The organism is Exiguobacterium sp. BG5(2022) (assembly GCF_031844365.1).
GTDB classification, from domain to species: domain Bacteria; phylum Bacillota; class Bacilli; order Exiguobacteriales; family Exiguobacteriaceae; genus Exiguobacterium; species Exiguobacterium profundum.
The window spans coordinates 141,959-154,656 of record NZ_JAUZVB010000002.1 but is presented as its reverse complement, the minus strand read 5'-3'; the positions used below and the strand labels follow the sequence as shown (position 1 = coordinate 154,656).

General features: G+C 48.1%; 14 protein-coding genes. 5 read left to right on the top strand and 9 right to left on the bottom strand.

Annotated features, from left to right (window positions below):
* Positions 1 to 5 precede the first annotated feature (5 nt).
* Positions 6 to 572, top strand: coding sequence for a hypothetical protein (locus Q9R25_RS11100; RefSeq protein ID WP_214691362.1), 567 nt, complete (start codon positions 6 to 8; stop codon positions 570 to 572).
* A gap of 54 nt (positions 573 to 626) precedes the next feature.
* Here Q9R25_RS11100 and Q9R25_RS11095 read toward each other — a convergent pair whose 3' ends face one another.
* Positions 627 to 2,543 (bottom strand): endonuclease MutS2, encoded by a 1,917-nt coding sequence (locus Q9R25_RS11095; protein ID WP_214691363.1) that lies wholly within the window; start codon positions 2,541 to 2,543, stop codon positions 627 to 629.
* A 458-nt stretch (positions 2,544 to 3,001) separates the two neighbouring features.
* Between Q9R25_RS11095 and Q9R25_RS11090 the strand changes: the two genes are divergently transcribed.
* Genes Q9R25_RS11090 through nagE form a run of 3 tightly spaced genes read left to right on the top strand, consistent with a single transcriptional unit; the run spans position 3,002 to position 5,846 of the window.
* Positions 3,002 to 3,490 (top strand): PTS sugar transporter subunit IIA, encoded by a 489-nt coding sequence (locus Q9R25_RS11090; RefSeq protein WP_015880356.1) that lies wholly within the window; start codon positions 3,002 to 3,004, stop codon positions 3,488 to 3,490.
* A gap of 20 nt (positions 3,491 to 3,510) precedes the next feature.
* Positions 3,511 to 4,359, top strand: coding sequence for a PRD domain-containing protein (locus Q9R25_RS11085; RefSeq protein ID WP_015880355.1), 849 nt, complete (start codon positions 3,511 to 3,513; stop codon positions 4,357 to 4,359).
* Positions 4,356 to 5,846 carry an N-acetylglucosamine-specific PTS transporter subunit IIBC gene (gene nagE / locus Q9R25_RS11080; RefSeq protein ID WP_015880354.1) on the top strand — a complete coding sequence of 497 codons (1,491 nt, stop codon included), beginning with the start codon at positions 4,356 to 4,358 and terminating at the stop codon, positions 5,844 to 5,846. Before Q9R25_RS11085 ends, nagE begins: the two co-directional genes overlap by 4 nt.
* 15 nt (positions 5,847 to 5,861) lie before the next feature.
* Here nagE and Q9R25_RS11075 read toward each other — a convergent pair whose 3' ends face one another.
* The 3 genes from Q9R25_RS11075 to Q9R25_RS11065 form a co-directional block, all read right to left on the bottom strand.
* Positions 5,862 to 6,065 (bottom strand): hypothetical protein, encoded by a 204-nt coding sequence (locus Q9R25_RS11075; protein ID WP_311283170.1) that lies wholly within the window; start codon positions 6,063 to 6,065, stop codon positions 5,862 to 5,864.
* A gap of 69 nt (positions 6,066 to 6,134) precedes the next feature.
* Positions 6,135 to 7,019: a zinc metalloprotease HtpX gene (gene htpX / locus Q9R25_RS11070; protein WP_311283219.1), complete on the bottom strand. Its 885-nt coding sequence runs from the start codon at positions 7,017 to 7,019 to the stop codon at positions 6,135 to 6,137.
* An 18-nt stretch (positions 7,020 to 7,037) separates the two neighbouring features.
* Positions 7,038 to 7,586, bottom strand: coding sequence for a LemA family protein (locus Q9R25_RS11065; protein WP_074035096.1), 549 nt, complete (start codon positions 7,584 to 7,586; stop codon positions 7,038 to 7,040).
* A gap of 128 nt (positions 7,587 to 7,714) precedes the next feature.
* On the opposite strand from Q9R25_RS11065, the gene Q9R25_RS11060 reads away from it, so the two are divergent.
* The gene (locus Q9R25_RS11060; protein WP_159563272.1) at positions 7,715 to 8,899 is read left to right on the top strand and encodes an amidohydrolase; all 1,185 of its coding nucleotides are present in this window, start codon (positions 7,715 to 7,717) and stop codon (positions 8,897 to 8,899) included.
* A gap of 9 nt (positions 8,900 to 8,908) precedes the next feature.
* Here the strand turns inward: Q9R25_RS11060 and Q9R25_RS11055 are convergent, their stop codons facing one another.
* The 5 genes from Q9R25_RS11055 to Q9R25_RS11035 form a co-directional block, all read right to left on the bottom strand.
* Positions 8,909 to 10,237, bottom strand: a complete 1,329-nt coding sequence (locus Q9R25_RS11055; RefSeq protein ID WP_159563271.1) for a hemolysin family protein — start codon at positions 10,235 to 10,237, stop codon at positions 8,909 to 8,911.
* Between the two features lie 91 nt (positions 10,238 to 10,328).
* Complete coding sequence (locus Q9R25_RS11050) at positions 10,329 to 10,802, bottom strand: DMT family transporter (protein WP_031424261.1); 474 nt, start codon at positions 10,800 to 10,802, stop codon at positions 10,329 to 10,331.
* A gap of 11 nt (positions 10,803 to 10,813) precedes the next feature.
* The gene (locus Q9R25_RS11045; RefSeq protein WP_074035100.1) at positions 10,814 to 11,488 is read right to left on the bottom strand and encodes a Crp/Fnr family transcriptional regulator; all 675 of its coding nucleotides are present in this window, start codon (positions 11,486 to 11,488) and stop codon (positions 10,814 to 10,816) included.
* A gap of 14 nt (positions 11,489 to 11,502) precedes the next feature.
* Entirely contained in the window at positions 11,503 to 11,928 is a 426-nt protein-coding gene (locus Q9R25_RS11040; protein WP_015880345.1) for a DMT family transporter, read from the bottom strand.
* Positions 11,929 to 12,037: 109 nt separating this feature from the next.
* Positions 12,038 to 12,697, bottom strand: a complete 660-nt coding sequence (locus tag Q9R25_RS11035; RefSeq protein WP_311283168.1) for a type 1 glutamine amidotransferase domain-containing protein — start codon at positions 12,695 to 12,697, stop codon at positions 12,038 to 12,040.
* Between the last annotated feature and the right edge of the window lies 1 nt (position 12,698).

Here is a 12,698-nt window from a genome sequence, read left to right as displayed (position 1 = left end):
TACACATGAAATCAACAAAACTAGCAATCGCCTTAGCCGGTCTATTGGCCGTCTCAGGCACAGGCGTATATGCCGCGACGAATGACACGACGACTGATGAATCGACAACGACAGCATCCACACAATGCGAACGTGGTGAACGAGGGCCTGGTATGTTCGGTGACCGAGAAGCAGGGCATGCCGCTCTCATCGAAGCGCTCGGTTTAACGCAAGAAGAAGTGGATGTGGCTCGCGAAAACGGGCAATCTCTCCCTGAACTCGCAGAAGAAAAAGGGATTTCAATTGAAGCGTTCATCGACGCGATCATGACGTCGCATGAAGAAAAACTCGCAACCGCTGTGGAAGAAGGAAACTTGACGCAAGAAGACGCGGATCAAATCCTTGCGGACCACAAAGAACGGTTTGCCGATGTGACAAGTTACGATGACTTGGAAGATATTCGTGGTATGCGCGGTGGACGTGAAGGTGGTCGCCATGGTCACGGTCCACACCATGACGACTCAACTTCTTCAGATGACGATGCTTCAACAGAGAGCGACAGCAACGTAGAAAATCAAAGCAATAGCTTATAAGTCAAAAGGGCAGCCACTCGCGGTGGCCGCCCTTTCTAAATGAATCTAGACATTTTATTTCCGGTTAGATTGCTCTTGTTTCTTCCTTTCTCGGATCTCTTTCTCTACTCGTCGTAACGCTTTCTTTGATCCTCGAGCAAAGTCGTGGGCTTCCTTACGCTCCTGATACGTCGTGAATAACGTATCTAAATCATAGTCAGCCGGATAGAGTTCTGTTGCACGTGCCTCAAGACGAACGCGGCGGCTCGGCAACTCTACATATTCCAAATCTACGAACACTCGGACATGTCGACGCGATGCATCAAACGAATAGACAAGACCGACTTGATTCGTCTCTAACAAGCGGACACGGTCACCTTTTTCAAAATGCTCTGTTTCTTCAAGCGGGGCCATCTCCACTTCTCGCGTAATTTTAGAATCATCGACTTTCGTAATATCATACGTTTTCTCGTTCATATAACGGGATGCCTGTTTCAAAATCGATTCCGGCAGCCTCATCTTACGGGCGATAAAAAGAGCGTTGCTGTCGCCAGACTGCCCCATGATCAGCCGATATTTCGGTTCGAGCGTTTCCGGATCAAACTGCATCGCAGCGTTCATGAAATCTGGGTGGGCTTCAGAATAGGATTTGATTTCACCATAATGTGTCGATGCCACAACGATTGCGCCCCGTTTATATGCCGCTTCCAAGATGGCAATTGCAAGAGCCGCCCCTTCATTCGGTTCCGTCCCGCTCCCAATCTCATCGAATAACAAGAGCGATCGTTTTCCAGCGGTCTGCATGATATTCGCCACATTGTACATGTGTGCAGAGAATGTACTGAGTGCCGATTCCAAGTCTTGATTATCTCCGATATCGACGAACACTTCATCGAACGTCGAAATGATCGTATCGGTGTGAGCTGGGATATGCAGTCCCGTCATCGTCATGAGACTAAGGAGTCCAATCGTTTTCAAGACGACCGTCTTCCCTCCGGCGTTCGGTCCGGTGATGATCAAGCCGCGATAGTCTGTACCGATGGCAAAGTCGAGTGGAACGGCGCTTTCTAAAAGTGGATGACGTACTTGCTTCAATCGGATGCGACCGCTCGCATTGACGTGTGGTGTCACCCCGTCAATCGACTGACTGTACTTCCCTTTGGCGAAGACCATATCGTACTGGGCGATGACATCGAGCGTCGATTCGATGTCAGGAAGGACTTCTGTCACCGCTCCCGTCAACGTCGCTAGCACTTGATACACCTCTACCGCTTCTTCTGTACGCTTGACGACAAGTTCAGCGTTTAACTTCGCGATCGCTTCCGGTTCGATAAAGACCGTCGTCCCACGATTCGATGTATCCACAATCGTCCCTGCCACTTTATGCTTATAGGAAGCTTTGATTGGGATGGTGAAGCGATCCTGTTTTTTCGTGACGAATCCGTCTTGGATCATCTCGCGATTGGCGGCGCTCTTTAAGAACTTGTTCAATCGTTCCTCGATTCGTCCTTCTAAAATGTCGACTTGCTTCCGAATCCGCTTCAACTCTTTTGATGCTTCATCGACGACCTGTCCGGCTCGAATCGATTGTGTGATGTCTTCTTCTAACGTCCGCCATTCGCCCATTCCTGAAGCATAAGCCGAAAGAAGCGGTGCAAAGAATTCATGCTCGAGCATGAATCGCTTGAGTTTGCGTGCCCCTCGTAAAAACTCGGCGACCGCTTCAAGCTCTGTTGCCTCGAGTTGGATGCCTCGTTGCAGTTTTCCGATAATGGTCTCCATGTCAGACACACCGATGAACGGGACGTGTGACGTCGCGTCTAAAATCGCTCGGGCTTCGGATGTTTCTTGCAGGCGCTTCTTCACCGTCGTAATGTGGCTCGTTGGGCGTTGCTGTCTGAGTAATCGTCTCCCGAATCCGCTGATGCAGAAGCGTTCTACTTTCATCATCAATTCGTTGTATTGTAATTTTTCAAATGTTTGTTCGTTCATGTTTCTCTCTCCTCAAATGATAGAATCGAGATACCGCGCAAACAAAAAAGCGTCGGTCGATGACGACCAACGCAAAAAGACAGACGGGTGTCTGGCAGTTTTTGATGGGCGGTATCTGTAACGGAACATGACGGCATGACAAAAAGACGTGTCATCCGACATTTTTCAGTTCGTTAGGCAGATACAACCTCACTCATCAACATGCAACACCTTTCTTACTTAGATTCGCCCTTACTATACAATAGATTCGTTCCCTTGTAAAATTTTAGAGAACGCTTTCAAAAAAAGACTTGTGTCTCAAACCAACACATGTTATGTTGAACGTGAAGAAACGAATAGTGATCACATGTGACTGATTCGATCAGGCATGGGGTAAGACGTACGGTGCATGCCACCCGTCTATACTCCATGCCTGTTTTGTTTTTCGGTGTTTTGTTTCAAGAAAGGATGTAGTAGACATGCTATGGAATAAGTTAATGAATCGACACAAACCGACACTGCACTCACCAATGGAAGGAGACGTCATTCCACTCGAACAAGTTGCGGACCCGGTCTTTAGTGAAAAAATGATGGGCGATGGCATTGCCATCACACCAACAGACGGTGCCGTCGTCTCACCGGCTGATGGAGAGATTGTACAAATCGCTCCAACAAAGCACGCCATCGGCATTCGGACCGAGGATGGGGCTGAGATTTTGATACACGTCGGACTCGATACCGTTGAACTCGAAGGTCGACCGTTTGATCTTCAAGTAGATGTGGGCGACCACGTCAAGACGGGACAGCTGTTACTCACAGCAGACTTGGCGCAAATTCATCAAGCTGGTAAGGACACGGTCACGCCAATGGTCGTGACGAATGGTGGCGCACTTGCCCATCATTACGCCTTCACGTTCACGAAGGAAGCTGTTCCGGGCAAGACGATTGTCGCCCGAGTGGAAGCGTGACTCCGGAATAAGGAGGACACATGATTAAAATCAAAAAGATTCTAAACAACAATGCGGTCATCGTCTCAGACGAGGGTGAAGAAAAGATTGCGATTGGCCCTGGCGTCGCGTTTAAAAAAGCGAAGAACGACATCGTCAATCCCCATAAAATCGAAAAGTTGTTCATCATGCCAGAGAATGACAAGTTCCAACAGTTATTGAGCCGGATTCCCGTTGAACACTTCACCGTTTCCGAGGACATTATCTCTTATGCGGAAAAACGTCTCGAGACATCGTTCAACGAACATATCCACATTGTCTTGACCGACCACATCTCGTTCGCCATCGAGCGGGAAATGGATGGCATCTCATTACGCAACAAACTGTTGAACGAGATTAAAATCCTCTATCGGAATGAATATGAGATTGGACTATGGGCGATTGAGCATATCGCTGAAAAGCTCAACGTCCAAATGCCGAAAGACGAAGCTGCGTTCATCGCGCTTCATATTCATACGATGAAAGTGAAAGGAGGTGATTTACGCAAGACGGTCAAACAGACAACAATTGTCCGCGACATGATTCAATCGATTTCACGACGACTCGATGTATCCATTGAAGAAGATGACTTATCCTACCAACGATTATTAACTCATTTACGGTTCGTTATGGATCGGGTCAACCATTACGATCATCATACGATTGATGAAGACATGCTCCGCATGATTCAGACGAAGTTCACGTCTGCCTATGCGTGTGCATCAGATGTCGCAAAAGAAATGGAAGAGACCTATGGCATCGTCTTGCCCGAGTCAGAACTTGGTTATATTACGCTTCACATCCAACGTCTACAAGATCAACACCATCAAAAAGGAGGAAATCAACAATGATGAACTTTTTCCAACGTCTCGGACGTTCCCTCATGTTACCGGTCGCCGTACTACCGGCTGCTGCCATTCTCATGGGGATTGGTTATTGGATTGACCCAGTCGGCTGGGGATCTGAAAACATTGCCGCTGCATTCTTAATTAAGGCAGGGGCCGCTATTATTGATAACATCCCAATTCTGTTCGCAGTCGGGGTCGCGCTCGGAATGGCTAAGAACCGTGACGGTTCAGCAGCACTAAGTGGACTCGTTGCCTTCTTGACGGTCACAACGCTTCTCTCCGCAGGAACGGTAGCATTGTTCCAAGGAATCGACGTAGAAGCCGTCAACCCGGCATTCGGTAAGATTGGGAATGCTTTTGTCGGGATTCTATCCGGTCTCGTCGCCGCTTCCATGTATAACCGCTTCAGTCAAGTCAAATTGCCAGATGCTCTCGCCTTCTTTAGTGGGAAGCGTCTCGTACCAATCATGACAGCCTTCTCGATGATTCTTGTATCGGTCGCTCTTTACTTCATCTGGCCGGTCGTCTATACAGGTCTCGTCGGTTTCGGTGAATCGATTTCAAAACTTGGCGCATTCGGTGCCGGACTTTACGGATTCTTTAACCGCCTCTTGATTCCAACCGGCCTTCACCACGCCCTCAACTCTGTATTCTGGTTCGACGTCGCAGGAATCAACGACATCGGAAACTTCTGGTCAGGTCAAGGTGAAAAAGGTGTAACGGGGATGTACCAAGCAGGTTACTTCCCAATCATGATGTTCGGTCTCCCGGCCGCAGCACTCGCGATGTACCACACAGCGAAAACGAAACGGAAAAAACAAGCCGCTTCACTTCTTCTCGCAGCGGCATTCGCTTCATTCTTCACAGGTGTAACAGAACCGCTCGAGTTCTCATTCATGTTCCTCGCTCCTGTTCTTTACCTTGTACACGCAGTCCTTACAGGAATTTCGCTCTTCGTTGCAGCAACGTTCCAATGGACAGCTGGCTTTGGATTCAGCGCAGGCTTGGTCGACTTTATCTTGAGCTCACGCTTGCCGCTTGCGAACCAACCGTACATGCTCATCGTTCAAGGTCTCGTGTTCGCAGTCATTTATTACGTCATCTTCCGCTTTATGATTGTGAAGCTCAACTTGGCGACGCCAGGCCGTGAACCAGATGAAGTCGTCGATGCGGTTGCAAGTGAGACGGCAGACGGTGAAGCGAAAGTCGCTCCGGTCGCATCAGCTTCAGGTAGCGAATACTCAGCAATGGCACATATGATTTATGACGGTCTTGGCGGTGACAGCAACGTCACAGGCATCGAGTCGTGCATCACACGCCTACGTGTCGATGTCAAAGACATGGATACGGTTAACCAAGATCAAATCAAAAAAGCCGGTATTCCGGGAATCAAAGTCGTCAGTCCAAACCATATTCAAGTCATCGTCGGCACAAACGTTCAGTTCGTCCTCGATGAGATTGAAAAAATCCGTAGCCACCGCGCCGGATAAACATCGAAAGCCACCTCATTCAGGTGGCTTTTCTTGTTTTTGTGCATATTGTTGATAAAATTTAATGAAATAATAGAGGAAAATCCACGGCAAGATGTACTGCGTGAGCCACATGATGACACGCATCAACTGCCAAATCGGATTATTTAATATCGCCCCCGCTAGGAAAATGACGATACAAAAGATCAGACCGTACACTATGTATATCTTTTTACCCAACTCATCCACCTCCTTATTTTCCCAGTTCAGTGTAACATAAAGAGCCTGCCGCAACCGGACAGGCTCTTCTTACATTTGACGAAGTCGGGAAATGCGTTCAACTGGATCGGGGTGTGTCGAGAATAGACCACTCACCTTCTTCTTAAGTGGATCGGAGAAGTAAAGCGGTGCCGAGGCACTCGACGCTTGCTCGACGGGTGTCTCGACGTTGGCAATCTTCTCAAGCGCCGAGGCGAGCGCATCTGGGTTTCGGGTCAGTTCCGCCCCACTCGCATCTGCCAGAAACTCGCGATTCCGGGAAATCGCCATATTGATGAGCATGGCGATGAGCGGTGCCAATACCAACAGGACGAGTCCGATGATCATGAAAATTGGATTCTGGTTTTGATCGCGTCTTCCACCGATACTTCTGAAGAACAGCATGCGCGACCCGATATCGCTCATGATGGCAATCACCGAGACAAGTGCGAGCGTGACCGTCGAGAGCCGCACATCATAATTCTTAATATGCGCGACCTCATGCGCGATCACACCTTCTACTTCTTCTCGCGATAATCGATCCAACAGTCCCGTTGTGACGGCGACGGCCGCCTTTTCCGGTTTCAATCCCGTCGCAAAAGCGTTCGGCGATGGGTCGTTGATGATAAAGATACGCGGCATCGGCACTCGTGCGACCATCGCCATGTTCTCGACCGTATGCCATAAAAAGCGGTGCTCTTCCACCGATGTCACCTCTTGTGCCCGATTCATCTTCATGACGATGTTCGTACTCGACATGATGACGATTCCCACGTAAAACAACGAGAAAATCGGTGTGAAGATCAACCCCGGAATCGCGTCTCCATAGTTGACGTAGGAAATCGCCGCTCCGACGAGAAGAACGAATAAGACAAACCCCGTGACGATGAAAACAGTCTTCACTTTATTCTTTCGAATCTGTTCATAGAGGAGCATACGCGCCACCTCGATTCATCAAAACGAAACGCGAACGTTCTCGCGCTCTTCGGCACGTGCCTCGAGCATATCGCGCTTTTCGAAATGATGGACGGAAGCGATGATGTTCGTCGGGACCGATTCGATTTTCGTGTTATATTTCATGACCGTATTATTATAGAGCTGGCGCGAATACGCCACTTTGTTTTCTGTCTGCGTCAATTCTTCCTGCAACATCTTGAAGTTCTCATTCGCCTTCAAATCTGGGTACGCCTCACGAAGCGCGAAGAGATTTTTCAGTGCTCCACTCAATTGATCGTTCACTGCCATCTGGTCTTGACGATTCGACTTTTCTCCGAGCTGGTTTCTCAGTTCGACGACCTTTGTAAGCGTTTCTTGTTCGTGTTTCGCATAGCCTTTCACCGTCTCGACCAAGTTCGGAATCAGATCATACCGCCGCTTCAACTGTACATCGATTTGAGCCCATGCCTCATCGACCCAATTTCGATATTTGACGAGCCCGTTGTACATCGAAAAATAGATGAGTACAAGCACGACAACCGCTACAATCGCAATAATCCACCCCATGTTGGCACCTCATTTCTTCATTTTCTCCTGTATTAATTCCCTTTACTCGTATAAGATAAGCTTAACTTTCATAACAATTTGTAAATGAATTCATTTCTTGACACGGTAACCACAAAGGAGTGTTCGCAATGATCGTCACGCATGCCGAAGTACGTTTGACCGAGTTGTTCGAAGAAATGGTGTCCCTAAGACGCCATTTTCACCAATATCCTGAACTGTCTTTTCAAGAAGTCGAAACACCAAAGATGATTGCCTCGTATCTCCGTGAACTTGGGATTGAAGTACGTGAGCACGTTGGCGGCAATGGGGTCGTCGGTCGAATCAAAGGCGGTGACGGTCCGACCATCGCATTACGTGCCGATTTTGACGCCCTTCCCATCCAAGATGTGAAAGATGTCCCGTATCGTTCAAAAGTGAACGGGGTCATGCATGCGTGTGGACACGATGCCCACACGGCGACACTGCTCGTTTTAGCGAAAGTATTGACTGAGATGAGCCTTCCAGGAGACGTCGTGTTGATTCACCAGTTCGCAGAAGAATTGGCTCCAGGTGGTGCCAAACCGATGATTGAAGACGGCTGTCTCGACAACGTGGATTATATATACGGTGCGCACATTTGGACGCCACTTCCGTTCGGAACGATTGGCGTGAAAACAGGTCCTGTCATGGCTGCGGCAGATCGCTTTGAATTGACCATTACAGGAAAAGGTGGACATGGCGCGATTCCGCAACATACAGTCGATGCCCTCATGGTTGCCGTGAACGTGGCAAATCATCTCCAACAGGTCGTCAGTCGGCGCATCGATCCGCTCGAACCTGCCGTACTGACCATCGGTACGCTCCACTCCGGGCAAGCGTTCAACGTCATTGCCGAAGAAGCCAAATTATCCGGCACCGTGCGTACATTCACTCGGGAGACACAAGAAAAAATCATCTCCGATATGGAACGGATCATCCGTTCCGTCTGTGAGGCGAGTGATGCTGATTATGAATTGGAGTATATAAAAGGATATCCTGCTGTCGTGAATCATGTGACCGAAACGGAACTCGTCCGTGAGAGTGCGGTGGAGGTCGTTGGTGCAGACGGTGTCATTGAGATGGCACCGCTCATGGTCGGAGAAGATTTCGCTTATTATGTCGAGCGCGTTCCTGGTAGTTTTTTCTTCACAGGAGCAGGAAATCCCGAGCTCTCTGCAATCTTCCCGCATCATCATCCTCGCTTCGATGTGGATGAACGGGCGATGCTGCACACAGCTCAGGTCTTGTTAGGTGCTTTACAACGAACGTGGATGGTACACGAAAAAGAGGGCTGATGCATCGCATCAGTCCTCTTCTGTAATTGGTTCATGTAGTTCTGAGACAAGTACTTGGTCGACACGTTTTCCGTCCATATCCACGACTTCAAAGCGAAGACCGTACGCTTCGACCACATCGCCCCGTTTCGGAAAATCGCCGAGTGCGTAAATGACGAGTCCCGCGAGCGTATGATAGGAGTTGCGCCCTTCGTCGAATCGGTCATCCCGAATCTCGAACGTTCGCTTCAAATCCTCAATCCCGAGTAACCCATCCGCCAAATACGACCCATCTTCACGACGTACCACTTCTGGTGTATCCTCTTCAATCATCACCTCTCCGACGATTTCTTCTAAAATATCGAACAAGGTGACCATACCAAGGAATCCGCCGTATTCGTCTAAAACAAAGGCGATTTCCACACCATTTTTCTGCATCATTTGAAGCACCTGGCTCGCCTCTCGCTGTTTTGGAACGATGAGCGGCTGTTTGATGCGCTTCAAAATCTGTGACGGCTCACGCAGTGTCGGCAACGTCAAGATGTCACGTACGTCGATGTACCCGACAAAATCGTCAAGCGAGTCGCGTCCAACCGGTAACTTGTTATGTTTACTTTCATAGATCGATTTCTTCATATCGTCCATGTCATCTTCTAAGTCGACCCATTCGAGCGTCGTCCGTGGTTGCATGAGCTCATAAATCAATTGATCATGAAACGCAAAGACCCGTTCGACTTGTCGAACTTCTTCATGAGCGAACTGCCCTTGCTGGGCGCCTTCAAACAAGAGTTGTTTGATCTCGAGCTCAGTCTCCCCACTCGTCTGTTCCGCCTTCAACCCTAACAATTTGAACAAAAAGAGTGTCGATTTCGATAAAATCCAAATGAACGGTTTCATCACTTTACTGAATAAATCGAGCGAAGGAATAATCGCCATCGTGACTTTCTCAGGCGAAACGAGCGCAATCCGTTTCGGGACCAATTCACCAATAATCAGGGATAGATACGTGATGATTGTAACGACGGCCACATAAGCAACGGTTCCGGCATACTGCGTACTCATCCCAGCTTGTTCAAACGCCGATGCGAGCGGTGCCGAGAAGCGCGCGCCCCCGTAGGCCCCGTTAATAATCCCAATCAATGTGATTCCGACTTGAACGGTCGACAACAAATCTGTCGGGTCTTTCGAATAATGAAGCGCAATCTTTGCACTTCGTTTCCCTCGATTTGCTTCAACCTCAAGTTTTGCAGGTTTCGATGAGATGAGCGCAATTTCTGTCATCGCAAAAATCCCGTTCAACACAATCAAAAACAAAACAATCAACAAATCAATCACTATGGAAGAATCCACTTTTTTCATCACCTCAGCTAATTTTTAAACCATACTGCTTCATTTTATCAAAAAATCGTTACCAACCTGTACCCGTTTTGCTCAGAAAAATAGCCACTCCTCAAGAAGTGGCTTCGTTGACAGCTTGTTTGGCGATAGCCGCCGTCTGAGACTGTTTAAAGAGAATGACCCCGACAAGAAGGATGGTGAGCCCTACAATTTGTCCGGCCGATAACGTGATTTGAGGCATCCCGAAGGCGCCATATAAATCGACGACTAACGCCCAAATGAGTTGTGACACGAGAATGAGTGACACAGACAACGTGGGTCCGAGTAACTGGATGCTGCGCATGACACAGTACACGACCCCGACCCCAAGCAAACCACCAAGCCAATAGATTGGCGACAAGTCACGTAATCCAGCAAGGTTTCCTCCAAATAATAACAACGGGATGATGGATCCGACTAAACCAACGATAAAGACCAATACGGTGGTGGCCCAAGCCCCTAAATTTGTGTTCATTTTCGCGTTGACCGCCGCCTGTACGCTAATAAATGCCCCAGCCACAGCCGAACAGATGATACCAAAAATCATATAACCCCTCCTTACTCATAAAACATGCCGTTCGCACGTTCTTTCAATCGCTCACTATTTAAAATGATGACTTCTTTTCTCGTTCGTTTGACCAATCCTTCATCCACGAATGCCTGCAACGTTCGGTTCAAGTGACGATAACTCGTCCCTAGCCACTCTGCGACTTCTTTACGCTTCAGTTGACTCATCTCCGCTTGAAACAGTTCATTCCCTGATTCACTGAGTGAAATCAAGTAACCGGCCAAGCGCTCTTCTAAAGTCGACATGAGATGATTCGACGAGGCGTTCGCCTCAATGAATAATTTTTCGGACACGCCTCGTAACAGATGCTCCGTGAATTCGACCGTTCGATTATATCTTCGAAGCGCCTCGAAAGGGATGCGCAGACATGTTACGGGACCAACCGCTTCAACCGTATGCAATACATTGCGCCCGCTCGCATATTCGATATCTCCAATCAATGTTGGAGCAGCCTTCAGACGCAACAATCGCAATTTCCCTTCTTCACTGAGCGTATAAATTTTGACACGCCCTTCAAGGACGACGAATAAAGATTCGATGTGCTGATCGTTCGAACATAACATGGTCCCAGACGCATATGTCACCACGGACGAAGACTCAAGCGTTTCATTCGAAAACAGATGATTCCACTGCAATCGTTTCAGTGCATCCATAATATCCATCATGTAAAGTGAACTCCTTAAGAAAATGTATAGATTCCGATTCCAACAACCATCAAGACGAGTCCCATGACCTGTCCCGTGTTCATCGGTTTCCGTTTGACACCAAACCAACCATTCAAATCGATGATGAAGGCTCCTACTAATTGTGCCACAAGCAATACACAGATTGCCCATGTGACCCCTAGTTGTTGAATCGCCGTCAATTCGCCGAAGACAACGAATACACCGAACAATCCTCCTAAACTATAATACCAAGGTACGCGCTTGAAGGCTGTCATGTCCGCATCTCGCTTGAAGAAGTAAATCGCAAGTGCCAACAGAAGTCCGACAAAATGAACGATGGTGACGGACATCCATGCGCCTACCGCATCTCCTAGTTTTGCATTAAAGATTCCTTGAAGGGCGATGAACGTCCCTGATAAGATGGCAAATAAAATTCCCATGTCATTCCCCTTTCTCTCCGTCTGACTTTACGAAAAGAAAGAAGACTTGAATAGGACATATGTCCAAACACTAAAAAGCAACTTCGACATTCGAAGTTGCTTCACACGATTATCCGAGTAGCTTAACAAGTTCTTTCCCGACCGCTTCAGAAGACTGAGGGTTCTGACCAGTGACGAGACGTTCGTCAACTGCCACGTTCACCGCCCAGTTGTCAGCTCCTTTGAACTGCCCGCCTTGATTGCGTAGTCCCGTTTCAAGTAAGAACGGTACGACAGAATCGAGTTGCATCTCTTTTTCTTCCGCATCGGTAAACCCTGTCACCTGTTTATCTTTAACGAGTGGCTCGTCGTTGCTGAGTTTCACATTGACCAATCCAATTGGTCCGTGACAAACTGCCCCGACAATATTTCCACTTTCGTATACGTTACGAATGACACGTTGTAATGTTTCATTCCCTGGGAAATCGACAACTGTTCCGTGACCTCCCGGTAAGAAGATTGCATCGTACGACTCGTCTGCGACTTGATCGAGACGGGCTGTGTCTTTAAGCAATTCCCGTGTGTTGAGAATGTCTTCTGACAAACCATCTTCTAAACTATTCGCGTCGATTGGCACGTCTCCACCTTCGATACTCGCGACCGTCACTTTATACCCTTCTTTTTCGAACAATAAATAAGGAACGGCAAACTCTTCAAGCCATAGTCCCGTTGCATGACCATTTGATAATTGATTTGCTGACGTTGTGACAATCAGTACATGTTTCGACATA

What these genes read in the sequence shown, in the direction of transcription:
- Q9R25_RS11085 (WP_015880355.1), top strand. Translation starts at nt 3,511, where the DNA reads ATGATTAAAATCAAAAAGATTCTAAACAACAATGCGGTCATCGTCTCA.
- Q9R25_RS11060 (WP_159563272.1), top strand. Translation starts at nt 7,715, where the DNA reads ATGATCGTCACGCATGCCGAAGTACGTTTGACCGAGTTGTTCGAAGAA.
- Q9R25_RS11095 (WP_214691363.1), bottom strand. Translation starts at nt 2,543, where the DNA reads ATGAACGAACAAACATTTGAAAAATTACAATACAACGAATTGATGATG.
- Q9R25_RS11065 (WP_074035096.1), bottom strand. Translation starts at nt 7,586, where the DNA reads ATGGGGTGGATTATTGCGATTGTAGCGGTTGTCGTGCTTGTACTCATC.
- Q9R25_RS11040 (WP_015880345.1), bottom strand. Translation starts at nt 11,928, where the DNA reads ATGGGAATTTTATTTGCCATCTTATCAGGGACGTTCATCGCCCTTCAA.
- Q9R25_RS11045 (WP_074035100.1), bottom strand. Translation starts at nt 11,488, where the DNA reads ATGATGGATATTATGGATGCACTGAAACGATTGCAGTGGAATCATCTG.
- Q9R25_RS11050 (WP_031424261.1), bottom strand. Translation starts at nt 10,802, where the DNA reads ATGATTTTTGGTATCATCTGTTCGGCTGTGGCTGGGGCATTTATTAGC.
- Q9R25_RS11035 (WP_311283168.1), bottom strand. Translation starts at nt 12,697, where the DNA reads ATGTCGAAACATGTACTGATTGTCACAACGTCAGCAAATCAATTATCA.
- htpX (WP_311283219.1), bottom strand. Translation starts at nt 7,019, where the DNA reads ATGCTCCTCTATGAACAGATTCGAAAGAATAAAGTGAAGACTGTTTTC.
- Q9R25_RS11100 (WP_214691362.1), top strand. Translation starts at nt 6, where the DNA reads ATGAAATCAACAAAACTAGCAATCGCCTTAGCCGGTCTATTGGCCGTC.
- nagE (WP_015880354.1), top strand. Translation starts at nt 4,356, where the DNA reads ATGATGAACTTTTTCCAACGTCTCGGACGTTCCCTCATGTTACCGGTC.
- Q9R25_RS11055 (WP_159563271.1), bottom strand. Translation starts at nt 10,237, where the DNA reads ATGAAAAAAGTGGATTCTTCCATAGTGATTGATTTGTTGATTGTTTTG.
- Q9R25_RS11090 (WP_015880356.1), top strand. Translation starts at nt 3,002, where the DNA reads ATGCTATGGAATAAGTTAATGAATCGACACAAACCGACACTGCACTCA.